Below are 25,773 nucleotides of genomic sequence, written 5' to 3'. Positions count from 1 at the left end.
TTTAGTCGCCTTTACTTTAAGCAAACAGCTTGTAAGCGAGTAATAACGTGAGGCAATAGCCTAAGCTATAACATAAGAATAAAGCCGGTACATATTTTAAGTAACTGACGAATGTCAATTCTTTCACTTTACTCATCGCGACTATCCCAGCTGCAGAACCTATGATGAGTAAGGAACCTCCCACACCGACGCTGTAAGTTAAGCCAAGCCATTCTGGTGTACTGAGTACGGGTTCTGCTTTTAATAACGCCGCCGTTAATGGCACGTTATCAATTAAGGCTGAGCCCATCCCCGTGACGAAGTTAGAAATGTTTGGGTTGAACATAGCATATGCTTTCGTCAGCATATCTAAGGTGCCGATTTCTTTTAGCATACCAACGAGTAATAAAATACCTAAGAAAAACAATAAAGTGTCATATTCAACTTGTCGAATATATTCAAGAATTTTAATTTCCTCTTTATCGCTACGTGTAGTGTGACCAATGAGGAACATAACAGATAGACCCGTTAGGAATGTCAGCACTGGTGGGATCCCAAAGAGAATATTGAATAACATAGTCATTAAAATAGTGCAGAAGAATACTAGAGCAATCAGCACATCAACTGTTTGATAGGTATGTTTGATAGGTGTTGTGGCGACAACACCTTCTGCTTTAAGTGAAAACAAGGTCGCGAGTAAAATAACGCTGAGGGCAGAGGGAATAAACAGTATTAATAGCTCGGACATATGAACATGCCCGCCTAAGAAAATCATCAGGGTAGTAACGTCACCAGTGATTAATGCAACACCGCCAGAGTTAACGGCGAAAATAATTAATACTGCCATCCTACGACGCATTTGTTTATCAAGCTTAAAGGTGGTTAATAGGCCTAAAGACACTAATGTGGCGGTAACGTTATCGCAGAATGCCGATAAAACCAGTGCAAACAAAGCCACTTGGATCATCAACATTCGTACAGAAACTTGTTGTGGAAACAGCTTTTGCACCATGATTTGGATCATGCCTTTTGCGTTGAGGTAAGCGACAAAAGTCATTGTTGACATCAGAAACAACCAAAGAGTCGCAATTTCGAGTAAGTTTTCGTTGAGTTGATTTGCAATAATTTTCTCATGCTCAGGATCGCCTGCTGCCATAAACAGCGCTACCCAAGAAATGCAGCCAAAAAATAAGGTGGTTTTTGCTTTATTAAGGTGGGTCACTTCTTCGAAAATAATACTGAGCAGGGCGAGCACGGCCAATATGATCAGAAAGGTATATAACATAACTGCAATTCCAACGGCTGTTTTTAGTGTAATAGCAGGCTAGAGGCATACTATAGATTGGCGTTTTCAAGGCTAAATTAAGCTTGCTGTGTTAACGCGTGCGGATCAAAACATAATGATATGAATAACGCAACTGTTAGGTGTAACTCGTTTTTGTGTTGTTTTGTGATGTATATCTTGGTGAATTTGTTTTTGATGTGGTGTTTTATGCTGGTTTTATTATTTCTAATAATGTTGTTTTGGTTTTTTATGCTGGAATGGGTTTGAGTGTAAAGTGAAATCTACGATTAAAGTCTAAGCGATTAGCGTGCGATTCTTTAATTAATCCTATTTAGCGGGTGCGATTTTTCAAATGTCATAAAAAAGAGACGCTAATGCGTCTCTTTTTACTGCTGTATAACATGCTCAGCAAATTAACTTTCGGTTTTCATACTCGCTAAAACACGATCTGCGGCTTCTAAGGTTAGGCGCAGTTCTTCTTCACCATGGGCCATAGACAGGAAGCCTGCTTCATAGGCGCTAGGTGCTAAGTAAACACCTTCGTCTAACATTCCGTGGTAGAAAGTGCGGAAGTGCTCAATATTGCACTTGGTCACTTGATCGAAGCGAGTGATCTGCTCCTGTTCAGTAAAGAAGAAGCCGAACATGCCGCCAACATAGTTGATCGCCATTGGAATACCGTGCTTATCTGCCGCGGCTTTAAAGCCTTCTGCAATACGTTTGGTTTTTGCACTCAGTGCTTCGTACAAACCTTCTTCACACAGGGCGTCCATTTGTGCCAGACCCGCTGACATCGCAATGGGGTTACCTGATAGAGTGCCCGCTTGATACACTGGGCCAGTCGGTGCGATAAATTGCATTACATCTTTACGGCCACCGAAAGCGCCCACTGGCATACCGCCACCAATCACTTTACCGAGTGTGGTTAGGTCTGGTGTGACGCCGTAATACCCCTGCGCGCCACTTTGTGATACGCGAAAACCCGTCATTACTTCATCGATGATCAGTAGCGCGCCAAACTCATCACACATATCACGCAGACCTTGGAGGAAACCTGGGACAGGTGGAATACAGTTCATGTTGCCGGCAACGGGTTCGATGATGATGCAAGAAATCTCAGTTGGATACTGTTCGAACAGGGTTCTAACTGAATCTAAATCGTTATACACAGCGGTGAGGGTGTGCTTGGCGAAATCTTCAGGAATACCGGGTGAGCTAGGTTGACCTAAAGTTAATGCGCCAGAACCAGCTTTCACTAACAGGCAATCTGCGTGGCCGTGGTAACAGCCTTCAAATTTTAAGATCTTGTCACGATTGGTAAAACCACGCGCTAAACGGATAGCACTCATAGTAGCTTCCGTGCCTGAACTCACCATGCGTACTTGCTCAATAGAAGGCACCATAGAGATGACTTTCTCGGCCATTTGCACTTCAAGCTCAGTTGGCGCACCAAAAGACAAGCCATTTTCCACCGCCGCTAATACCGCCGCACGGATTTTAGGATGGTTGTGGCCAAGGATCATCGGGCCCCAAGAACCGACATAGTCGATATAAGCTTTGCCATCGGCATCGTAAATATAAGCGCCGTTAGCTTTTTCAATAAACAGGGGTGAACCGCCTACACCATTAAATGCACGAACCGGAGAGTTAACACCGCCGGGGATGGTTTTTTTAGCCTGTTCAAATAGTGCTTCGGAACGGGTCATGTTTAGTCCTTAAAGTCTGTAGCCAATTAGCGATCGGCTTTACGTGAATACCAATTAACTGGACACTCATATTTTTCGAGTTGATTATCAACGCCGAGTGTCAATGCAAACAAAGCCATGCGAATTAACAGCCCATTGTCCGCCTGTCTGAAGATAGCAAGATTAGGATGGCTGTTTAAATCATTATCTAACTCATTGGCTTGCGCACGTGAATCCCTTGGAAGCGGATGCATAATGACAGTGTTAGATTTGCAATGCTGAGTGTAAATACTGCGATTTAAGCGGAACTTGCCGCGATACTTATTCGCTTCTTCCTGTGAAGGGAAGCGTTCTTCTTGAATGCGAGTAAGATACAGAATATCTGCGTTATCTAAATGGCCTTCAAGTTGGTCGGTTATTTTGATGCTATGGCCAGCATTTTCAATGTCAGAGATCACATAATCAGGCATGGCTAATTCAGCAGGCGAAATCAGTGTGAAGCTAATGTTCTTATACATGCAGAGTAAGCGCGATAGAGAATGCACTGTACGGCCAAATTTCAAGTCGCCCACCATAGCGATGTGCATGCCATCGATACCGCGGCCAGCACACTTAAGTTCTTTTTGAATAGTAAATAAATCGAGCAGGGCTTGAGTCGGATGTTCGTTCGAACCATCGCCGCCGTTGATCACTGGGACGCGGCTGCCTTCGGCAAACTCTTTTACCGAGTAAGAGTCGGGATGACGCATCGCAATCACATCGGAATAGGTGGATAACACCCGCGCCGTATCGTACAGGGACTCACCCTTAGATAAAGACGATGAAGCCATACCTGTGGTTTCACGCACATGGCCGCCAAGTAAATTAAAGGCGCAACCAAAACTGACGCGGGTACGGGTACTGGGTTCGAAAAACAGGTTACCTAAAATGGCGCCATCGAGCACATTATTGCGCTTCTCTCGAAGTGCATAGGGCATCATGCGGCTAGCGACATTAAAAATAGTTTGGATTGAGTCAAGATCTAACTGGTTTACGGAGAGGATATGGGATCCTTCGAACTGATTCATCAGCCTGTTTTCCAATTTGCTAGGGGGCATTTTAAGCTGCGGTATCGCGCTTATCTGCCCTGATGTTATGTAGGGTGGCTGAGGCGCGATTGTAGCAGAAGCACAGTTACAACGAAATAGCCCATTGTCACTGTGTTAGATTTTTGCGATGAAGCCCAAAAAGCTTTTAATCTGCCGTCTCAGGTTTTGAATCTTTTAATAGCAACTAGGTTTTGAAGCGATATTAGGCTTGGCCTGAACGAATCTCCTGTTGCAGGTTCGACCAACTGATTACCCCGACCACATTGTCTGGCGAATCTTGATAGATAAACACTTCACCGTTACGTTTGGGCGACAATAGTGAATAGACTTCATTGAGGGTGGTGCTGTCGCTTAGCCCTTGCATGGGATGGCGCGATAGCGTGGTACTGTCATCATAGGACTGCATTTCAAGACGAAGCATTTCGATAATGCCATCGGCATTGCGGACTAGCACGGGTCGACCTTCGGCGCGTTTTAGCACTTCGAGCAACAATTCATCGTTGTTATTGACGATAACAAAGCGTTTATCCATTAAGGCTCGCACGCCTTTTTTCTGTAGTGCTAAATTCACGGGGGCGACCTTATAACCTAGTCCCATAATTTCTAATTGCTTAAAGAAAATGGAGTCAGTCTTAAAACCCTGATAAGCAATTAAAAAAGCCGGAACTGTTACAAACATTGCCGGTAAAATAATGCTGGCGTCATTAGTCATTTCTAATAGGGCGACCAAGGCGGCCAGCGGCGCACTTAAACACACGCCCATCATGGCCGTCATGCCGATCACTGTGTAAAGCCCTACATAAGGGGCTATGGACGGAAATAGTATTGCGCTCACGAGGGCTAAAATAGCCCCAATCAAGGCACCTATGCCGTAGAGTGGTCCAATTAATCCTCCTGGAATGCCAAGGCCTATCGCCGCAATGGTTGCGATTATTTTAGCTACCAGCAGGGCGATTAAGAGTAATAAACTTGGGTGTTCACTAATGGCTTCGCTGATAGCTAAATCACCAGTGCCAAGCGCCTGGGGTAAGACTAAGCCGATCAACGTCGTGATAACAGCCGCCAATAATAGTCGGAAAATCAGTGGCCATTTTTGGCTCGTAGTGGTGACTTTTATGAGTGAGTAGTTAAAAAAAGCGGCAACACAGCCTAATACTAAGCCGCCAATGGCGAGAATCGGGTAGTGATCTAGGGGAATGTGGATCACTTGAATACGGTCAAATTCGTGCACATTACCAAACACCAGTTGGCTTGAAACTGCGCCACAAATTGCTGATAGCATAATCGGGAAAAAGTAATGGATTTTATATTCACGTACTATCACTTCGAGTACAAAAATCACCGCCGCCAAGGGCGCGTTAAAAGTGGCGGCAATCCCTGCGGCAATACCACTGGCGCACATAATGCGCACACTGTTATCGGGAAGATTGAATTTTTCGGCGAGAAAACTGGCGCTGACAGCACCCAGATGAATGGCAGGACCTTCACGGCCGACGGAGAAATTGGTGCCTAGGGCAAAGAGTGCTTGAAAAAACTGCCCAGCGGCGGATTGCAGCGGAATTTTACCGTAGTGCAGTTTAACTCTATGTAACACATAGGCTATTCCCATGCGTTTGTAGCGTTTGGAACCCAATTTCGCCACAATCCAAATTAATATTGCGCCTAAAAGGGGTAACAAGGCTCGCCAGTCGGCGACGTTCCCCGTAAAATCCAGCGCTTGTATTTGGGTGTAATGATTAGCCCAAACGAGCAAGAGTCGAAACAGTAAGATCACGCAGGATGCAAAAATAGCAAATAACAGTGCCAGTATGCACAGTTGTGCACTGATGCGGGCTTGGGATAAATGGTCACGTAGCTCATTGGTTAAATACTTTTTGGCTGTGACTATGGCATGTTGAATAGCAACTTTCTTTATCGTTAATTGCACTGCATTGGCCTGAGTTGTATTGTATCGAACTCGTCTAGAGTTGATTGTATTTTATATAGGGGCTGTTACCTAATGCCAAATTATCATCGTTGGCTAGATTGGCTGCAAGGAATTGACAGCAAGTACCGTTCATCCTCAGTGTATTTATTACTTTTAGTGTTAGTTGCTTTTCTTTTAGGTGCTTGGATAAGTTTTTGCATCTTAAGTAGCGATGAGTCCGTAGTTAAACACATTGGCAGTAACAAATCTCAAAGATTAACCGCAGAATTGGAAGAGCAGACCCAATTGCTTGCAACGCGAAATTTAGAGCTATCAATTGAGCGCGAGGCAAATGCTCAAATGCAGGAGATGTTTGGTCAGCAAATCAAAAAGCAAAAAGATCTTGAGTATGAGTTAGCGTTTTATCGCAGTATTATGTCGCCTGATGATAATGCTGAAGGTATTGCCATTCACGGACTTGAGATGACGCCTGGCGCCTTAGCTGATGAATATAACTTAAAGCTTATCTTGACTCAGTTACAAAAGCGTAAACAAGCCATTCAAGGTCGAGCCGAATTAACCCTTATCGGTGTGCAAGAGGGGAAATCTGTTGAGTTAAGTGTGAACAAACTCACGGGTTCTAAGCTCGAATTTGATTTTCGCTATTTTCAGGTCATAGATACCAAAGTGACAGTGCCAGCAGGCTTTAATTTATTGCAAGTCAAAGTGAAAGTGGTTGTCCCATCAAGCCGTTGGACGAAGAATTCACAGACAGAACGTGTTTATAGTGTCCCTGAATTATTGCAGGGTGAAAAAGAACCACGGGTAATACTTGAACAAAATAGTCAGGTAACGGATAATTTGCCCCAGAAAACTGATGTAAGAGGTAGTAATGACTGAACAAGCTGATGCAGCAATGCCAATCCAATTTACCGATGCGGCTGCAGCAAAGGTAAAAGGCTTGCTAGAAGAAGAGCAAAATCCAGCACTTAAGTTGCGTGTTTATGTAACTGGTGGCGGATGTTCTGGATTTCAGTACGGCTTTACCTTTGATGAAAAGGTCAACGAAGGCGATTTTACAGTTGAAAAACAAGGTGTCCAATTAGTCGTCGATCCAATGAGTTTACAATATCTTGTTGGCGGTGAAGTCGACTATACCTCTGGGCTCGAGGGCTCTCGCTTCTTTGTGAAAAACCCCAATGCGACCACGACCTGTGGTTGTGGAGCCAGTTTCTCCGTTTAATCTTTGCTTATTTTTCGCGAGCATATTGAGTCTTAAATGAGATTAAAAAAGCCGTCGTAATGACGGCTTTTTATTATTTTCACTATAATAACAATGAGCTAGTTCATAATGTTTAGGTTTAATTTAGGTTTAAACCATGCTTTAACTTTACCATTAAATGCAATCCACACTTGCAGTAATGATAAGGCTATCAAGGCGATAAAAATCACATAGTCAGGGAGTTTTTCCTGCCATTCACCTAAATATACCGTTGTTGGGCCAACAATGAGATTATCAGGATCGTATAGTATTACTGGCAACATACTGACCAAAGCTAATTGCACCAGAGTATAACCGCGCAACATAATAAGCCCTGCTTTCTGACGACCAATAATCGCAATCACCATAAAGAGTGTTAATAGGCAAAATAACACGCCTTGCTTTGCCATTAAGCCACTTATGGAAGCCACAACATAAAGTAACAGCAGGACAATTAAGCGTTTTGGCAAACGCGTGTCTTGCGCTATTGCAGGCGTTAGTGAAGGAGATCCTTGCTCACTCATTGAGATTCTCGCATTAGGGTTAAGGCGATTAGTGGCTTTGTTTAGGCAATAAACGCTGATCTAACTCATAAGGGGGAATAACCACGCCTAAGTCATCCTGTACAGGAAATACAGCAACAAACAGATCATCATCTTCCATGCCTGGAACCCATCTTTCATGCCATTCATCATAGGGAATGGCTAATGTTTGACAGTCGCTCCACTCATCCACAGCCCAAGATTCAGCGGCATCTTCCGTTGGCCACATAGGAATACAATCTTCTTCTTCCGTGGTCAGCATTACGCAACCGTCTTGATCCTGCAAGGTCCAAAGAACCTTATGTTCTTTAACTTGTTCAACAAGGTAATCGTAACGACCTTCAGGTGTCATCGCTGCTGTTTCAGCGAGGGTTTTAACAGTCTTGCTCATGAAAATATCTCTTTTGCTGGAATAGGGTGATGCTTGTTGTGTCCCAATGTAAAAAATGAGGGCAAAGCAAAAATCACCAGTTAGTCAAATGGTAACATTAGAGTGGGATGAGAAAAAGAACAACAGTACAGTAGGATACATTTATGGCGTGCTGTTCATCTCTACACATGAATGCCAATCTGAGGTTGCCAAGTATTATTTAGAATAAAAGCCTCAAAGTATGAAACTTTTATTCAGGTAATTTAAACCGTTATTATTTAGCGCTAAATCGTCCGCCGAGTACGGCTTCGCGGGAGGCGCCCGTAACAGCAGGAAGGTTTGCGGGTAAACCTAAGTGGTTACGCATGGCGAGCCACGCAAAGGCGATACCTTCGGCCCATTTAGGATCAACGCCAAGAGCCGAGGTAGTATCCAGTTTATAACCCGGCAATAAGGCGGCGAGACGTTGCATTAGTTGGGTATTAAACGCGCCGCCACCGCAGACAAATAGCTCTCCCTCCGGCGATAATTTGATGACATCCCTCGCGATACTATGGCAAGTCATATCTAAAAGTGTCGATTGGATATCTTCTTCATCTAAATGATTAAAGGGCGATAGTTGCTGTTCTAACCACGCTTGGTTAAATAATTCACGGCCTGTACTTTTAGGATAAGCAAGCGAAAAATAAGGATGAGATAATAGCTGAGCTAATAGGTCTGGGTTGGTTTTGCCGGACGCAGCCCATTCGCCATTCTTATCAAAAGGTTCACTTTTTACATGCTGGATCCAAGCGTCGATAAGCGTATTGCCTGGACCGGTATCGAAACCCAGTACATGTTCACTTGTTCCAGGAAGGTAAGTGACATTGGCGATACCACCGATATTCAAAATAATGCGTTTTTTGCCGATTTCGGCAAAGGTTTGCTGGTGGAATGCGGGCACTAGGGGGGCGCCTTGGCCGCCGAGGGCAATATCTTTACGGCGAAAATCGGCAATAACATCTATGCCTGTTTCCGTCGCAATAGTATTAGGATCGCCTATTTGGAGGGTAAAACCCACTTCAAGGTTTGGCATGTGGCGTACCGTTTGGCCATGGCTACCAATGGCGATGATATCTTCTTTCGCAATATTGCACTTTGCCAGTAGATTATTGACCGCCAAAGCAAATAATTGTCCTACATTGCGATCTAATCGTCCAAGGCGGTTTATTTCATCGGCACCGGGCAAACATAAACGCTGTAGCCCTTTGAGTAAATGGCTCGGAATGGCTTCTGTATGGCTGCAAATCAGCTGCGGTTGTGGGCCCGAAAAGTCGACTAATACCGCATCAACACCATCCATGCTAGTGCCAGACATAAGTCCAATATAATAAGCGTTTTTCATCGGGAAGAGTCCGTCCAGTCGTTATTGCATTGCTAATTGTGTTTGCTTGTTCTGCGAAATGGTCGCCATTAATTGTCTACTCAAGGCATCGAATTGCGGTTTTTCTTTACGTGCAATTGATTCGGCTTTAGGTAAAGTGATCGTTCTTGGATTGCGATGTACACCATTAACGATGAATTCGTAGTGTAGATGCGCCCCGGTAACTCGTCCTGTTTTTCCTAAAGTGCCGATGATTTGCCCTTGTTTAACGTTTGCCCCTTTGCTGACATTACGTTTGGTGAGGTGTAGGTATTTAGTCGTGTAAGTATCGTTGTGTTTAATAAACACATAGTTACCGTTGAATTGATTATAGCCCGACTCGATCACACGGCCACTACCCGCGGCTTTAATTGGCGTGCCTATGGCGGCAACATAATCAACACCTCGATGGGCTTTTACTTGACCTGTGACTGGGTGCAAACGCTTTGGGTTAAAGTTGGAACTGACATATTTAAAATCAACCGGTGAGCGCAAAAAGGCTTTACGCATGCTAGTACCATTTTCTGAGTAGTAGTTACCGTCCGTATAGCGAATCGCCGTATAACGCTCATCTTGGTTAATAAACTCAGCAGCTAAGATATTACCGTTACGTAAAAACTCACCTTCTGCGTATTCTTGTTCATAGATAATCGCGAAACTGTCGCCCTCACGCAAATCCAATGCAAAGTCGATATCCCAACCAAACACTGTAGATAGTTGCATGATTTGGTTCGCATTTAAGCCCGCATCAACCGCAGAGTTCCAAAAATTACTTTTAATCTTCGCGCTGGTAAAATGCGTGCGAATTTCTACATCCTTCTCAGATATTTTTTCGTGATATTGTTCTTGGTTTTTACTGATCACGAGCGTAGAAATAGCATTAATTCGATAGCGTACTTCAGTTAAATCACCCTTGGCATCTTTTGATATCACAATTTCTTCGCCAGGCATTATCTTAAGTAAATTTTGCTTAGCTAAAGGCAACTGGGTGATTTCATAAACATCTTTACTCGTTAAACCTGCGCGGTCAAATACCGCTGCTAAGGTATCGCCATTTTTAACATTAAAGTGCTCTACATCCCTATGGAGTGCACTTTCAATGGACTCGACAGCTTGATTATTGGCATTTCCTGCGGCTAGCGCATCTGTTGAGGATAATGGCTCTGCATTTGCTGGAACATCACTCGATTCACCCTCTATTGACTCAGGGCGTTGTGGTGAGCGAAAGGCGAGAGGAACATCATAACGGGTGTTAATTTGTGTTTGCTCACTTATGCCTGCGGTTTGCCTTGAAGCTTGGGCTTCTTCAGAAGGTAGGAGCATGGTTATCATAGTGATAACAGAAAGAATGCTGAGGAGAATTTGATGCTTTTTAGGCAACAATTTAAATAACGTAATAACCTTTCCCATTGACGCCGATACCGATAACCTGAGGCTTGAATAATCCCGTTAGTGTACACACTTTCAATTGTGCTGGCTAACAAGTAACATAAGTCTCCTCATTTTATGATCATGGCCTTAGGAGTCCCTGCCGAGATGGCTGATTTAGACCAAGTATTAGCAGAAATTAGACGTGGTACCGATGAGATTTTACTCGAATCGGATCTGCTGGAAAAACTCAAAGAAGGACGTCCACTTCGTATTAAGTTAGGCGCAGATCCTACTGCACCGGATATCCATCTTGGACACACAGTAATTTTAAATAAATTACGATTATTCCAAGAGTTAGGTCATGAAGTCATTTTCTTAATTGGTGACTTTACCGGTATGGTGGGTGATCCGAGTGGTAAAAATAGTACCCGTCCACCACTGACTCGTGAGCAAGTATTAGCCAACGCTGAAACCTATAAAGAGCAGGTCTATAAAATCCTTGACCCAGCAAAAACGCGCATCGAGTTTAACTCAAGTTGGTTAGAGCCTTTAGGTGCAGCGGGAATGATCCGCTTAGCATCACAACAAACCGTTGCGCGTATGATGGAGCGTGATGACTTTAAAAAGCGTTATGCCTCGGGTCAATCGATTGCTATCCATGAGTTTATGTATCCACTGCTGCAAGGTTATGACTCAGTAGCCCTTAAGGCCGACGTTGAATTAGGCGGTACTGACCAGAAGTTCAACCTGTTAATGGGGCGTGAGTTACAGAAAGCCGAAGGTCAAAAACCACAAGCTGTGATTATGATGCCACTGCTTGAGGGTTTAGACGGTGTGAAGAAAATGTCTAAATCGGCACACAACTACATTGGTGTGAGTGAACCCGCCAACGAAATGTTTGGTAAGCTGATGTCAATTTCGGACGATTTGATGTGGCGCTACTTTGAGTTGCTGTCATTCCGCCCTCTGGCTGAAATTGAACAATTCAAACAAGATGTGGTTAATGGCGCTAACCCACGTGACATTAAAATTGCTTTAGCGAAGGAAATTATCACCCGTTTCCATGATGCAGCGTCTGCCGAAAGCGCACATCAAGCCTTTGTCGATCGTGCTAAGGGAATGATCCCTGACGATATCGAAGCAATCGAGTTAGCAGCGGGTGAAGGTATTGCGATTGCCAATCTGTTGAAGGATGCTGATTTAGTGGCATCGACTTCAGAAGCGATGCGGATGATTAAGCAAGGTGCGGTGAAGATGGACGGCGAAAAGTTAGAAGATAGCCGTATGACTTTGTTCGCGGGTACTGTTGCTGTATTCCAAGTCGGTAAACGTAAGTTTGCCAAAGTGACTTTGGTATAGTGACGTTGGTCAGTGGGTTTAGGTTAAGTCATTTTAATTTATTCGTTTAAACTTCAAGAAGTTTAAACGAATAAAAAGAGCGCCTTAGGGCGCTCTTTTTTTATACTTTCTACACAGCAAGATTAAGGCGCTGTGTTTAGCTCATGCTCGGCGATATTACATCTGTCGGTACCAAAGTGTTGTCCACCACTGCATTTCCACGCCAACTGAGCCGAACTGACCTGCCACTGTTTGGCATTTTGTTTTAGGGAGATAATCAACAGCATCTGTGGATGTTGCTTGGAAAACTCGCTCACTTGATAGGTTAAAATGCTGCCTTTATGCGATTGAGTGCGCACTAAGGTAAATTTATTACCTGCATATTGGCTACTGATTTTGCTAGGATCTTTTGCCCAATTTTGTTGTTGCGCCTGCGCAATGCGTAATTGTTGATTGAAGTGATTAACAGGTTGAACTGCATAAGAAACAATAATGGGTTGCTGTGCTTGTGCTTGGGGCGACAGCATTAGGCTATAAAAGGCGACTAGGGCACATAATCCAAAAAATTTCATACAAACCTCATTGCAACAATGCTGTAAATCTGGTGAATGCATAACATTCTGGAAATTGATTCATTGTTAGCTTCGACCTGTGTCTTGGTCTCAAGTTTCAAGGAGGCACAAATTTTGTGATTACTGCATCGCCAATTGGTCTGACATGGTTTGGTAATCAATTAGATCGACATGTTCAGTCACTCTACGGTTGAGCATATCGAGTTTTAGACTGGTGACTGCAGGAATTGCCACATCAATAATTTTACCGGGTTTGCCGAATTGTTCACCGGGTCCTTTAAAATGGTAGTTACCTATCATGACCACTAAAGAGCCTGCGTTATACATATGCTCGATATTAAAATCATATTCGAGTACACCTTGATGAGCTCGTTCTAGAAAGTCGATGATAAATCGCCCTCCGGTATATTTACGGTTAGCTGTTTTATCGAAGAAAATACTGTCGCGATTATAAAATGTGATAAGAGTTTTGTAGTCGTGCTCGGTTAGTGCATCCATGTACTTTACGGCGAGTTGCTGCTCCTGTGGCATTTCTCCCGAGTTGGCTTGTGCCGATACAGGAATCACGAGAGAAGCAAACATAAGACATAAAATAAGACACAATATTCGCAAACTATTCCCTCTTAGTTTTGAGATCAAAGGCTGGTAGAGATAGATGCCATTTGATGGCGCTTAAGCGGATAATCAAGGCACTGGTCATCGCCAAAAACAGCGCCGTTTTTTCATTCATACCGTAGGTTAAACTGACGGTATAACCTATGCCACCAATGATTGAAGCCGTAGCATATATTTCTGTGCGTAACACCATGGGTATTTGCCTACAGAGTAAGTCTCGAATAATGCCTCCTCCCACGCCTGTGATCAAGCCCATTACCACGGCAATCATGCCACTCAAACCCATATTGAGGGCTTTTTCGGCACCAATCACAGTAAACAGGGCTAATCCAAAGGCATCTGCGACGGGTAAAATGTACTCGGGCACCTTGCGAGGCCGACGGACCAATAGCAAACAGGCGAGCACGGTAGCGAGGATCACTATGATGTAGTTTGGGTCGCGGATCCAAAATACGGGTGTTGCACCTATGAGCGCATCGCGGATGCTGCCGCCACCAATAGCGGTGACAGAGGCAAGAACAATGACGCCAAATGGATCCATTCTATGGCGCCCGGCGGCGAGTGCGCCGGATAAGGCAAAAACGGCTGTGCCACATAAGTCAAAAAAGTAGATCCAATGACTCATTTACTCATCTCTTTGATATGGATATTTAAGGCATCCACGGAAATACGAATTTCGATCACAGATAAGATCAGTGAATACAGCAGTAGTAATAAGCTGGCACCGAAGATAACAGAGCCCGTTTTATTTAAACCAATATAGATAAAAATCATACATAAAACACACAGCGCAAAACTGGAAACACCTGCTTCTTGCATTCTTCGTATGATGCGGATCCGCTGGCTGAGGTTTTTAATTTGATCCTTATGTACGGGTTTGTCGCCGTTACTCAACTGACGGATCAGTGCTGCCAGTGCAAAAAATCGGTTGGTATACGCGAGTAATAGCAGGGAAATTGCTGGAAATAACAACGCTGGGGTTGTTAATGAAACATGCATATTTTCAAACAAGAGAGCCTGCCTTTAACCAAGTGCTAAGGGAAATTGCATCATATCACAGGCTTTGTTGCCAACGTAAACCTGCCCATAACAGGGGAAGTACAATAACAAAACTAAACCATATAGCACTCGCGCGGGAGGTGAGTTGAATCGCTGAGGCTATATTGTTGCTAGTGGGTTGTGGGCCGTAACTGATTTTGGCCACATCGATACGTTGACCTGAAAATTTTTGTGGACCGCCTAATTCAATATGTAAAATTCTGGCCACCAAATCCACACTGAGAATATAACCCCGTAAAGCAGGATGATGTTTAGGTAATCGAAAAAGGCTTGTCATTGCCTTAGGTCCACCCTGAATAGCAATGGATAGGCTCCAAAGCCACCCGGGAATAGCCAATAATACAGTTGATAGGCTATTGACTGTGCTACAAAAATGTTGGTATTTCGGTTGTATTGGTGGCCAACTGAGTTCAAGTTGCTTAATCATTCGCACTGCAAGCACCATGGGCGCTCCAGCGATGGCAAAAAAGAAAATGGTAGCAGCAGTCCCGTAAATAGGCGCTGTGGCGAGTTTTTCTATGGTGGCTTTGGCCAGTCCGACTTCAGATAGATTATCGGTATCACGGACAACCCAAGGCTGAAGCAGTTTTTTGGCGTTTGCATTATCTTGGCGCTTGAGAGCCTGAGCGATTTCAGCGGCCACTTGGTTGAAACCTGCATCACTCAGGCAGAGATAAAGCACTAAAAACTCAAAAAACCAAGGAAAAGCAGCTAGTTCGAGTAAAAAAGTAATAATGGCCCAAAATGGAAATACCAATAATAACATTGCTAGCAAGCCTGCAGTGGCTTGTTGGCTTGCTGGACGTTCTGAACGATTCACTTTTGCGGCGAGCTGTTTTGCTAAATGGGTAAACCAAATTAGCGGCTGCATTTCTCGCGGTAAAGGGGCTAAACGTGCGAGCAATAAAGCGCAAAAAAGTATCAAAAAACCTTCAAACAAAGCACCATCAATCTCAACAAGTCGTTGATAAAAAGAACTATGCATTTGATACTTTTCCGCTTAAGGTGCTACTCAAGATTGACTATTTTAGCTGCTCAAGTAACAGCATTACCATTAGCGCTGAATGGTAACCCGCTTTGACAATATAAGAGTCGAAATCCACTGGCGAGTCATTGTTGGCGTTATCCGATAAAGAGCGGATTACCACAAATGGCACACCAAACTGGTGACATACTTGGGCAATGGCAGCACCTTCCATCTCACAGGCAGCCATAGTCGGGAAGTTTTTGAGCATGGCTTGGGTGCGAACAGGATCGCAAATAAAGCTATCGCCAGTACAAATCAAACCTTCAATTGCTTTGACTTCACCCAGTTGAGCAATCGCTTTATTGGCAGCTTCAACTAAATGTGCGGCAGGAATAAACGCAGCAGGTTGCTGTGCCATTTGGCCAATTTCATAACCAAAAGCCGTGACATCCACATCATGGTGACGCACTTCAGAAGAAATCACGATATCGCCAATGGCCAGCGTATCAACAAAACCACCAGCAGAACCTGTGTTGATCACCGCATCCGGCGTATATTTCTCGATGAGCAGCGTGGTCGCAATACTTGCAGCCACCTTACCTATGCCAGAGCGAGTTACTACTACGTCTTTACCCGCGAGAGTACCCGCAATAAATTCAATACCAGCAATGGTTTGCGATGTTGCGTTTGTCATGGCGGCGATCAGGTGAGCGACTTCTGGCTCCATTGCGCCAATAATTCCAATTTTCATGGGAGACCTTTTTGATTCAACACTTAAAGAGTGGGACACGGGAATGCTGGCTAATATACCACACAGTTTTATGCAGTCGTTATGGCGAGATTGGGATTGCTTGATAATCGTGGGATAAAACGTAGGAGGGTTAACATAAAAGCGCATGTCCTAAGGTGTGTGCTTTTATCTATCGATTTTGCCTGTCTATTTTTTCATCTGTCGATTGCGATAAGCCACTAGGAAATGGCTGAACTCGTTTGCATGAGTCCAGCCATTGGAGTGCTTGTTAAACGACTGTGGTAAAACAGTTTTTAGTGATAAAAATACGTTGGCGCTTAATTTATAGTGCTTAGTCTAAGTAGTTAAGAATACCTTGGGCTGCATCGCGACCTTCGGCAATGGCTGTCACGACTAAGTCTGAACCGCGCACCATATCACCTCCGGCAAACACTTTCGGGTTGGTAGTTTGGAATGGGTTTTCATCTAACTTATTTGCTTTGACTCGGCCCCATTGATCGAGCTCGATACCGTGTTCGGCGAACCAAGGTGCAGGGCTTGGTTGAAAACCAAAGGCGATAATAATGGCATCGGCTTCGAGCAACTGCTCGCTACCTGCAATCGCTTCAGCGCGTTGACGACCGCTTGCATCGGCCTTGCCCATGGCGGTTTCGACGCATTCAATGCCGATCACTTTGCCATCTTGGGTTTTAATCGCCACAGGTTGACGGTTAAACAGGAAGTTAACCCCTTCCTCGCGCGCATTTTGCACTTCGCGGCGTGAACCTGGCATGTTGGCCTCGTCTCGGCGGTAAGCACAGACTACGCTGCTGGCACCTTGTCTGACTGCGGTGCGCACGCAATCCATCGCAGTATCACCACCGCCTAATACCACCACACGTTTACCTTCAAGGTTCAGGTAGGGCGTTTGCGCATCTTGAGTGCCCATTAAATGATGGGTGTTACCAATCAAATAGGGCAGGGCTTGGTATACGCCTTGGGCATCTTCACCCTCAAGACCCGCTTTCATGGCAGTATAAGTGCCCATACCGAGGAAGACGGCATCGTATTCTTCGAGCAGTTGAGTAAATGGGATATCCTTACCTACAGTGACCCCGAGTTTGAACTCAATGCCCATGCCTTCTAATACACTGCGACGGGTCGCCATAACGGCTTTGTCGAGTTTAAAAGACGGAATACCGTAGGTGAGTAGCCCACCAATTTGTGGATATTTATCAAAGACCACAGCTTTAACACCGTTGCGAGACAGAATATCCGCGCAGCCTAAACCCGCAGGACCGGCGCCGACAATCGCCACTCGTTCAGGGCGTGGCGTGACCTTGCTCATATCGGGGCGCCAGCCTTGGGCGATAGCGGTATCGGTAATGTATTTTTCGACATTACCGATAGTGACAGCGCCAAAGTCGTCGTTCAGAGTACAAGCACCTTCACAGAGTCTGTCCTGTGGACAAACACGGCCGCAGATTTCGGGCAGAGTGTTGGTCTCATGCACTAAATCTGCCGCTTCCATGATGCGGCCTTGTTCCGCTAGCTTGAGCCAGTTAGGAATATAATTGTGTAGCGGGCATTTCCACTCACAATAAGGATTACCGCAATCTAAACAGCGGTCCGCTTGCTCAGCTACTTGAGGCTGAGCAAAAGGCTGATAAATCTCAATAAACTGAGTCGCACGTTTAGCCGCAGGGTATTTAGCGGGGTCTTTACGACCCACTTCAATAAATTGAAAATCGTTACTCATGCGCCATTACCCCGCTTTTACAACTAATTCTGGGCTCGATTGCTCGAGTTTGAGCAGATCGGCCACGGCAATATTTTTAGGTTTCACTAATACGAAGCAATCTAACCAGTTACCAAAATCACTTAAGATCATCTTGGCATGTTCGCTGCCCGTTTCGGCCACGTGGGCTTCAATTAAGCCTTTTAAATGTTGTTGATGGATCGGTGATTCCAGTTTTTGAGTGTCGACAAGTTCAGTATTCACACGGCGATTGAAGCGGCCAAATTGGTCGAACACATAGGCAAAGCCGCCTGTCATACCCGCGCCGAAGTTCACCCCGGTTTTACCAAGGACAACCACGATACCGCTAGTCATGTATTCGCAGCCGTTATCGCCAAGCCCTTCGACCACAGCAATCGCTCCTGAGTTACGTACTGCAAAACGCTCGCCCGCTTGACCCGCGGCGAAGAACTTGCCGCCTGTCGCACCATAAAGGCACGTGTTCCCGACAATGGCGCTGCGCTCGCTTTGGAATGGACTGCCCAGTGGTGGATAAATCACAATCTTACCGCCAGACATCCCTTTACCCACATAGTCGTTGGCATCGCCACAGAGCTTTAACTCAAGTCCTGGGCTGTTCCACACGCCAAAACTTTGGCCTGCGCTGCCGTTAAAGCTCAGTTTGATGGGCGCTTTAGTGCCTTTCACGCCGAGCGTGCTCGCTATATAGCCTGACAAGGTTGCGCCAACGGAGCGGTCAGTGTTATTGATGCTATAAGCGGCGTCGAAACTCTCGCCCTTATCGACGGCGCTTTGGCATTCGTTTAATAAATGCTGGTTAAGTAGCCCTAAATCTGCCGGTGGATTGGTTTCTTGCCAAGTACGTGACGAGGTCGCTGGCACTTTGGGTTGATACAAAATCGGTGAAAGATCTAAGCCCTGTTGTTTAGCGGTTTGTCCTTCAAGGGTATACAACCACTCACTGCGGCCAACTAAGTCCTCAAATTTACTGACCCCAAGGGTCGCCATCCATTCGCGCACTTCCTCTGCCACAAACTCAAAGTAAGTCATCACTCGCTCTGGCAGACCGTGGTAATGGTTATCGCGCAGGTTTTTGTCTTGAGTCGCAACGCCCGTCGCGCAGTTGTTCAAGTGGCAAATACGCAGGTATTTACAACCTAGGGCGATCATAGGCACAGTGCCAAAACCAAAGCTCTCAGCACCTAAGAGCGCGGCTTTAATGACATCAGTACCGGTTTTTAAGCCACCATCGACTTGCAGGCGAATTTTATGGCGTAGACCATTTTCCACGAGAGATTGATGCACTTCGGCTAAACCTAGCTCCCATGGGCTACCCGCATATTTCACTGAGGTGATTGGGCTGGCACCTGTGCCGCCGTCATACCCTGAAATGGTGATCATATCCGCATAGGCTTTGGCTACGCCCGTGGCGATAGTGCCGACACCTGGCTCTGACACTAATTTAACTGAAATCAGTGCTTTAGTGTTGATTTGTTTTAAATCGAAAATTAGCTGGGCTAAATCTTCGATGGAGTAAATATCGTGGTGTGGTGGCGGTGAAATCAGCGTTACACCAGGACGAGCATGCCGCAGTCCGGCAATTTCAACACTCACCTTATGGCCGGGTAACTGACCACCTTCACCGGGTTTTGCGCCTTGGGCGACTTTAATCTGCAATACATCAGCATTAACTAAATAATGCGCAGTGACACCAAAGCGGGCCGAGGCAATCTGTTTAATTGCAGAATTTCGTTCAGTATTAAAGCGGCGAGCATCCTCACCACCTTCACCTGAGTTTGAGCGGCCGCCTAAGCGGTTCATTGCGATAGCCAGCGCTTCATGGGCTTCAGGGCTTAATGCGCCAATACTCATAGCAGCGCTGTCAAAACGTGAGAATAGATTTGATGCCGCTTCTACATCGGTGATATCAATCGAGGTTTGAGCCCCCTTAATACCGATTAAATCGCGCAGTGTGGCAATAGGGCGATTGTCGACCAGTTCGGCAAACTTTTTATAGGTAGCAAAGTTTTTATCGATCAGTGATGCCTGTAGGGTGTTGACTACATCGGGGTTAAAGCAGTGATATTCACCGCCTTCAACGTATTTTAGCAGTCCACCTTGCGGCAATGGCACATGGGCACGGTAGGCCGCTTTGTGCAGTATTGCTTGGTCTTGGGCGATTTCTGCAAAACCGGCGCCCTCGATACGGCTAACTACACCTTTAAAGCATAAGTCGATGACTTCGCTGGCAATGCCTATGGCTTCAAATTGTTGACTACAACGGTAAGAGCCGACAGTACTGATGCCCATTTTGGACATAATTTTACGCAAGCCCTTTTCGATGCCGTAACGGAAGTTCAGCATTAATGCAATCGTATCGGTTAAACCATGGCGTTTCGCAAGATCGGAGATTGATTCGTACACTAGGTATGGATAAATGGCAGTGGCACCAAAGCCAAGTAGTACGGCAAAGTGGTGTGGATCCCGTGCGGATGCAGTTTCAACAATGATGTTGGTGTCGCAGCGCAGGCTTTTATTCACCAGCATTTGTTGCACAGATCCGACCGCCATGGCTGCGGGGATCACTTGTGCAGATTTATCAACGGCGCGATCGGATAAAATGAGTAAGGTGGTGCCACTACGAGCTAAACGTTCCGCTTCGGCTGTGATGCGGCGGATGGCGTTTTCGAGTCCTTCATTAGGATCGTAATTTAAATCGACGATATTAGCGCGATAGTAAGTGCTATCTAATCCCAGTAATTGGTTAAAATCACTGAATAATAGAATTGGCGAGTTGAACATCACCCGGTAAGCGTGCCCTGTGGTTTCATTAAACAGGTTCTGCTCGCGACCAATACAGGTCGCCAAGGACATGACATGCTTTTCACGTAATGGATCTATGGGGGGATTCGTTACTTGAGCAAATTTCTGCCTAAAATAGTCATACAGCGAACGTGACTTTTTCGACAGCACCGCCATCGGTGTATCATCACCCATTGAACCTGTGGCTTCTTCACCTTGTTTTGCTAATACCCAAATTACTTGTTCTAGCTCTTCGCGGGTATAACCAAATTGCTTTTGATATTGCAGCAATTGTTCTGGACTTAATTCGCTAGCGCCATGTTGTTCTGTGGTGAGTTGCTCTGCTGGGATCAAAGTGCGGCTGTTTTTTGCCATCCATTCTTTATAAGGGTGGCGGCGTTTAAGATCGTTATCGATTTCGAAGGATTGGTATAGGCGGCCGTTCAAGGTATCTAATACCAGCAATTCACCAGGCCCAACACGGCCTTTTTCGATCACTTCATCTGCGGCGTAATCCCAAATTCCGACTTCGGAAGCTAAGGTCAAAATACGATCTTTTGTGATCACATAACGCGATGGACGCAGACCGTTACGGTCAACGGCGCAGGCGGCATGGCGACCGTTGGTCATTACAATACCGGCCGGACCATCCCAAGGCTCCATATGCATAGAGTTAAAATCGTAGAAGGCTTTTAATTCATCATCCATTTCTGGATTACTTTGCCAAGCAGGCGGGATCAACAGCCGCATGGCTCGGTATAAATCCATGCCACCGGATAACAGCATTTCCAGCATATTATCGAGGGAGGATGAATCAGAACCCGTTTCATTCACAAAGGGAGCGGCCTGCTGCAAATCTGGCAGTAGCGGTGAATTAAATTTATAGGCACGGGCACGGGCCCATTGACGGTTACCCGTAATAGTATTGATTTCACCATTATGGGCTAAATATCTAAACGGCTGAGCTAATGGCCATTTAGGGGATGTGTTCGTTGAAAAACGCTGGTGGAATAGGCAGATAGAGCTTTTTAAGCGAATGTCCGCGAGATCGGGATAAAACGCGGGCAAATCTACAGGCATCATCAAGCCTTTATAGACGATAACTTGGCCAGACAAACTCGCGACATAGAAGTCTTTGTCATCAATGATCTGCTGTTCTAAGCGGCGACGCGCCATATAAAGGCGGCGTTCTAAGTCTTTTTCACGCCAACCGATAGGCGCGTTAATCAGCACTTGGTAGATTCGTGGCAGGCTAGCCTTGCCGATTTCCCCTAATACGTCGGGATTGACTGGTACTTTGCGCCAGCCAGCAATGCTTAAGGTTTCGCGTTCGAGTTCACGCTCAAGGATAAACTTAGCTTGGTCGGCCAATTCATTGTCTTGACTTAAAAACAGCATACCTACGGCAAACTTGCGGCTTAAATGCCAATCATTTTCTGCGGCAATTGCTTCAAAAAATTGCACGGGTAATTGCATTAATAAACCGCAGCCATCGCCAGTGCGACCGTCGGAAGCTATGCCACCACGATGTTTCATTCGATCAAGGCCATGAATAGCCGTACGCACGATACGATGACTGGCTTCGCCATCCATTTGTGCTATCAACCCAAAACCACAATTGTCCCGCTCAAAACTGGGATGATATAAGCTCATACAAAAACCTCCCTAGACCTCAACTGATTACTTCTCGGGGAGAAAATGTAAAGACTTTCTATATATGCACCCGAACCACCCAAATTAGCCTGAGATTCACTAAAGGTCAAACCAAAAATTTGCATAAAATATGGGTATTAATTCATATTTCATACACAAAACACAATGGCATTACGTTAACGTCAACAGTAAAATGTGTTGTATAACATTATGAATAAAAAGAATTTTAAAAAGGATAAAACTGATGATTTACTAAAGTGTAACATGGGGTGGGATTGTTTTTGATTTACAAATAGTGATTTTTATTGCAAATACAGTGAAGGTATAAAAAATTATAATAAGTGAATTTTTATTCTCCATGTTTGTGATGTAGATCGCTAAATGTAAGTTAAATGCAAGGGGGAGTGCACATTTTTGACAATAGTTGTGACTATCTATTCGGAGTTTTATTTACGGCAAAGAAAAACAGGCTAACTTTGTTTACAATACGCTTTTTCCTTTCGTCCAATCACTTTTTTCTTTTCTACTGTAATTTTATCTTGGTTATTAAAAATGAAGCCATTTCACGTTAGGCAGGTGTTGTAATGGGGCTTGATGCATACGTCAACACATTCGGCGCAGTTTGTAAGGCAAAATACGGCACAAGATTGCGTAAACTGACAATAGATGCCAAGTTTACTTGCCCTAACCGTGATGGCACTTTGGGGCGAGGAGGCTGTACTTTCTGTAATGTGGCGTCATTTAGCCATCAAACTGCTGATGTATTGAGTATTACTGAGCAACTCGAACAGGGAAAGAGTCGCTATCGTGAGGCGAAACCTCAGGCTCAAGCCGATAAATTTATTGCTTATTTTCAGGCTTACACCAGCACTTACGATGAGTATCAAGTGTTGATGGCTAAATACGATGAAGCAGTTAAAGATGGTGAGATAGTCGGTTTATGTGTAGGAACTCGCCCCGATTGTGTGCCGGATAATGTATTGGATTTGCTGGCGCGTTATCAGGCCGATGGTGTCGATGTTTGGTTAGAACTTGGACTACAAACTGCCAACGATGAAACGCTGCGTAGAATTAACCGTGGCCATGATTTCGCCTGCTATTGTGATACTGTTTCTAGGGCAAGAGCCCGTGGTCTAAAGGTATGCACTCATCTTATTCTTGGCTTACCCAACGAAACTCACGGCGATTATATGGCGACTTTAGCAGCTGTATTGCAGCAGGGCGTTGATGGTTTGAAGCTGCATCCTTTGCATATTGTCGAAGGTAGCACTATGGCCAAAGCGTGGCGAAGTGGTCGTTTACCTTTATTGAGTCTTGAGGATTATGCCCGCAGTGTCGGAGAGATGATCCGCCATACGCCACAGGAAGTGATTTTCCATCGGGTCACCGCTTATGCGAAAAAACCTATGCTACTAGCGCCCAATTGGTGTGCTTATCGTTGGGATGGATTAGTGGCGATTGTCGATAATTTGGCGCTTTATGGTGGACAAGGGGAAGCATTAGAGGGACGATAGTCGCAATATCAGCACTGTTTAGATACCATCCATAGTGGTAAATGTTGGATGGTGTTAATAGCAAGCTTTTGATTTGTTATAGATAAATTTGTTTTGGACTGTAAATACTGCTATAAGTTGCACTGTCAATTTTTGAGGGTATCATGTCCTGAATTTGATTTACGCATTGAACTACTTAAGGGAGGCCTCGATGGCCACAGTTGAATTAGAAGCAATCCTAGATCTCAATACTTTGGAACAGTACTGTAGTGCTATTGGTGCAGCTACCCTCTTGAAGAGTGTTGTACTATTTGAGCAACTCATGCCTGAATATGTGGGTAATCTAGTAAAGGCTAACGATGCTGAAGATAAAGATACCCTGTGTTCTGAGGCTCATAAGTTTAAGGGGGCCGCAGGCTCTGTTGGTTTGAAACGTATTCAGCAAATTGCTCAATTATTGCAACATGGTGAAGAAGATCGCTGGGCAGTAGAGCATGGTATTTGGGTTGCTCAGATTGTTGAGTTTGCAAGCGCGGATTTACAACAGCTAAAGCTGTTTCTTCAGGCAAAAATATAACGTCAGTTATAACTATGGCGTATCTGTTCAAAAGAGATGGCTGCAGCATTGACTAGATAATATTATTTATTGATAAGCGAGAGCGTGTTTGATGTTTTTGAGCACGCTGAGTCACCAGTGCAAACTTGAGCCAGTTTTTATCAATAGATGAAAACGCAGCAGAAACACTGTTCGAACTTGCCGTCACGAACAAAATGTAACCTCAAAATATCGTAACACTTCAGTTTGACCTATTGAGCCGTTGTACAATCCACTGAATGGCGATTCGGCTCACACTCTTGATAACTAATGCCGCGTTATTGTTGATACTTTATGCTAGATTAGATTTAATTTATTAATGCATAACCTTATTGGCAATCGATAAAATGAAAAGTTTACCTAGCCTCAAGAATTTATTTTATTTGGTGAATCTCCATCAAGAGCAAAATTTTAACCGCGCTGCTAAGGTGTGTTTTGTTAGTCAGTCGACGTTATCCAGTGGGATCCAAAATTTAGAAGAGCAACTAGGTCATCAATTGATCGAACGTGATCACAAATCATTTATGTTTACTGCTATTGGTGAAGAAGTTGTACAACGTTCCCGTAAGATCCTCACCGATGTCGACGACTTAGTTGAGCTAGTTAAAAATCAAGGCGAGCCAATGACGGGTGATATTCGCCTAGGCTGTATTCCTACGATTGCCCCTTTCCTATTGAGTCGCGTTGTGCGCCAATGTCAGCAAGCTTATCCTGCGATGAGTTTGTTGCTGAAAGAAGATACAACTGACCGTTTGTTAGATGCTTTAGGGAAAGGAGAGTTAGATCTATTGATCCTTGCCTTACCAGTTGATACTAGTGGTTATCACAGTATGAAGGTTGGCATTGACCCATTCAAAATGGTCATCCATAAGGATTTAGCTGGAGAAATTCATCAACCGATCGACTATCAAGCCTTACCGGATGAGAGTATTTTTTTATTGCAAAGTGAACATTGCATAACAGGCCATGCAATCACAGCCTGTCAGTTGGGGGATAGTGCCAAGGTAAACCCATTTGCCGCGACCAGTTTGCATACCTTAGTACAAATGGTAAACAGTAAATTAGGGACGACTTTCTTACCACAAATGGCGATTGATGCTGGCATTCTAAACGATACCGATTTAGTGGTAATGACACCACCAGGTGAGGCTCCTTACCGAGATATAGGACTCGTTTGGCGACAAACTACCAGCCGAATTTTAACTTTCCGCACCTTAGGTTTAATGATCCAAAAGTTACTCACTAAAGACGAAGATTAAACTTACGGCAACAGCAAAGTGTGACGTCTAGTTACAGCTTAA

The 25,773-nt window shown here is 44.7% G+C and carries 22 protein-coding genes; 6 read left to right on the top strand and 16 right to left on the bottom strand.

Annotated features, from left to right (window positions below):
* Window positions 1–16: 16 nt before the first annotated feature.
* From nhaD to SPUTW3181_RS15815, 4 genes are all read right to left on the bottom strand, one after another.
* Window positions 17–1,264 (bottom strand): sodium:proton antiporter NhaD, encoded by a 1,248-nt coding sequence (gene nhaD, locus SPUTW3181_RS15830; RefSeq protein WP_011790315.1) that lies wholly within the window; start codon window positions 1,262–1,264, stop codon window positions 17–19.
* Window positions 1,265–1,677: 413 nt separating this feature from the next.
* Window positions 1,678–2,970 (bottom strand): glutamate-1-semialdehyde 2,1-aminomutase, encoded by a 1,293-nt coding sequence (gene hemL / locus SPUTW3181_RS15825; protein WP_011790314.1) that lies wholly within the window; start codon window positions 2,968–2,970, stop codon window positions 1,678–1,680.
* A 26-nt stretch (window positions 2,971–2,996) separates the two neighbouring features.
* Entirely contained in the window at window positions 2,997–4,016 is a 1,020-nt protein-coding gene (locus SPUTW3181_RS15820; protein ID WP_011790313.1) for an aspartate carbamoyltransferase, read from the bottom strand.
* Between the two features lie 223 nt (window positions 4,017–4,239).
* Window positions 4,240–5,964: a chloride channel protein gene (locus SPUTW3181_RS15815; RefSeq protein ID WP_011790312.1), complete on the bottom strand. Its 1,725-nt coding sequence runs from the start codon at window positions 5,962–5,964 to the stop codon at window positions 4,240–4,242.
* 72 nt (window positions 5,965–6,036) lie between these two features.
* Here SPUTW3181_RS15815 and SPUTW3181_RS15810 point away from each other — a divergent pair, with 72 nt between their 5' ends.
* Window positions 6,037–6,843 (top strand): DUF6776 family protein, encoded by an 807-nt coding sequence (locus tag SPUTW3181_RS15810; protein ID WP_011790311.1) that lies wholly within the window; start codon window positions 6,037–6,039, stop codon window positions 6,841–6,843.
* Window positions 6,836–7,186 carry an iron-sulfur cluster insertion protein ErpA gene (gene erpA / locus SPUTW3181_RS15805; RefSeq protein WP_011790310.1) on the top strand — a complete coding sequence of 117 codons (351 nt, stop codon included), beginning with the start codon at window positions 6,836–6,838 and terminating at the stop codon, window positions 7,184–7,186. The genes SPUTW3181_RS15810 and erpA overlap by 8 nt, the downstream gene beginning before the upstream one ends.
* Window positions 7,187–7,284: 98 nt before the next feature.
* On the opposite strand, the gene SPUTW3181_RS15800 is transcribed toward erpA, so the two are convergent.
* From SPUTW3181_RS15800 to SPUTW3181_RS15785, 4 genes are all read right to left on the bottom strand, one after another.
* A complete protein-coding gene (locus SPUTW3181_RS15800; protein ID WP_011790309.1) occupies window positions 7,285–7,728 on the bottom strand; it encodes a hypothetical protein in 444 nt (147 codons plus the stop codon).
* A 28-nt stretch (window positions 7,729–7,756) separates the two neighbouring features.
* A complete protein-coding gene (locus SPUTW3181_RS15795; RefSeq protein WP_011790308.1) occupies window positions 7,757–8,137 on the bottom strand; it encodes a DUF2750 domain-containing protein in 381 nt (126 codons plus the stop codon).
* A 253-nt stretch (window positions 8,138–8,390) separates the two neighbouring features.
* A complete protein-coding gene (locus SPUTW3181_RS15790; RefSeq protein ID WP_011790307.1) occupies window positions 8,391–9,500 on the bottom strand; it encodes an anhydro-N-acetylmuramic acid kinase in 1,110 nt (369 codons plus the stop codon).
* 21 nt (window positions 9,501–9,521) lie between these two features.
* A complete protein-coding gene (locus tag SPUTW3181_RS15785) occupies window positions 9,522–10,928 on the bottom strand; it encodes a peptidoglycan DD-metalloendopeptidase family protein (protein WP_011790306.1) in 1,407 nt (468 codons plus the stop codon).
* Between the two features lie 126 nt (window positions 10,929–11,054).
* Here SPUTW3181_RS15785 and tyrS point away from each other — a divergent pair, with 126 nt between their 5' ends.
* On the top strand, window positions 11,055–12,248 hold the full coding sequence (gene tyrS, locus SPUTW3181_RS15780; protein WP_011790305.1) for a tyrosine--tRNA ligase: 1,194 nt from the start codon (window positions 11,055–11,057) through the stop codon (window positions 12,246–12,248).
* Window positions 12,249–12,370: 122 nt separating this feature from the next.
* Here tyrS and SPUTW3181_RS15775 read toward each other — a convergent pair whose 3' ends face one another.
* From SPUTW3181_RS15775 to gltB, 8 genes are all read right to left on the bottom strand, one after another.
* Window positions 12,371–12,799: a hypothetical protein gene (locus SPUTW3181_RS15775; protein ID WP_011790304.1), complete on the bottom strand. Its 429-nt coding sequence runs from the start codon at window positions 12,797–12,799 to the stop codon at window positions 12,371–12,373.
* A gap of 120 nt (window positions 12,800–12,919) precedes the next feature.
* A complete protein-coding gene (locus tag SPUTW3181_RS15770) occupies window positions 12,920–13,411 on the bottom strand; it encodes a nuclear transport factor 2 family protein (protein ID WP_014610107.1) in 492 nt (163 codons plus the stop codon).
* Window position 13,412: 1 nt separating this feature from the next.
* A complete protein-coding gene (locus SPUTW3181_RS15765) occupies window positions 13,413–14,039 on the bottom strand; it encodes a trimeric intracellular cation channel family protein (protein ID WP_011790302.1) in 627 nt (208 codons plus the stop codon).
* On the bottom strand, window positions 14,036–14,413 hold the full coding sequence (locus SPUTW3181_RS15760) for a DUF2721 domain-containing protein (protein ID WP_011790301.1): 378 nt from the start codon (window positions 14,411–14,413) through the stop codon (window positions 14,036–14,038). The genes SPUTW3181_RS15765 and SPUTW3181_RS15760 overlap by 4 nt, the downstream gene beginning before the upstream one ends.
* A 55-nt stretch (window positions 14,414–14,468) precedes the next feature.
* The gene (locus SPUTW3181_RS15755; protein WP_011790300.1) at window positions 14,469–15,458 is read right to left on the bottom strand and encodes a cobalamin biosynthesis protein; all 990 of its coding nucleotides are present in this window, start codon (window positions 15,456–15,458) and stop codon (window positions 14,469–14,471) included.
* A gap of 37 nt (window positions 15,459–15,495) precedes the next feature.
* A complete protein-coding gene (locus tag SPUTW3181_RS15750; RefSeq protein ID WP_011790299.1) occupies window positions 15,496–16,191 on the bottom strand; it encodes a 5'-methylthioadenosine/adenosylhomocysteine nucleosidase in 696 nt (231 codons plus the stop codon).
* A gap of 331 nt (window positions 16,192–16,522) precedes the next feature.
* Complete coding sequence (locus SPUTW3181_RS15745; protein WP_011790298.1) at window positions 16,523–17,929, bottom strand: FAD-dependent oxidoreductase; 1,407 nt, start codon at window positions 17,927–17,929, stop codon at window positions 16,523–16,525.
* Between the two features lie 6 nt (window positions 17,930–17,935).
* Window positions 17,936–22,384, bottom strand: coding sequence for a glutamate synthase large subunit (gene gltB / locus SPUTW3181_RS15740; protein WP_011790297.1), 4,449 nt, complete (start codon window positions 22,382–22,384; stop codon window positions 17,936–17,938).
* Window positions 22,385–22,968: 584 nt separating this feature from the next.
* On the opposite strand from gltB, the gene SPUTW3181_RS15735 reads away from it, so the two are divergent.
* From SPUTW3181_RS15735 to oxyR, 3 genes are all read left to right on the top strand, one after another.
* Window positions 22,969–23,898 (top strand): TIGR01212 family radical SAM protein, encoded by a 930-nt coding sequence (locus tag SPUTW3181_RS15735; protein ID WP_011790296.1) that lies wholly within the window; start codon window positions 22,969–22,971, stop codon window positions 23,896–23,898.
* Between the two features lie 190 nt (window positions 23,899–24,088).
* Window positions 24,089–24,454: an Hpt domain-containing protein gene (locus SPUTW3181_RS15730; RefSeq protein WP_011790295.1), complete on the top strand. Its 366-nt coding sequence runs from the start codon at window positions 24,089–24,091 to the stop codon at window positions 24,452–24,454.
* Between the two features lie 365 nt (window positions 24,455–24,819).
* Complete coding sequence (oxyR, locus tag SPUTW3181_RS15725; protein ID WP_011790294.1) at window positions 24,820–25,731, top strand: hydrogen peroxide-inducible genes transcriptional activator OxyR; 912 nt, start codon at window positions 24,820–24,822, stop codon at window positions 25,729–25,731.
* Window positions 25,732–25,773 lie beyond the last annotated feature (42 nt).

Source organism: Shewanella sp. W3-18-1 (assembly GCF_000015185.1).
Classification (GTDB): Bacteria; Pseudomonadota; Gammaproteobacteria; order Enterobacterales; family Shewanellaceae; genus Shewanella; species Shewanella putrefaciens.
Note: the sequence above shows the minus strand (reverse complement) of the source record. Positions and strands in the feature narration are given on the sequence as shown.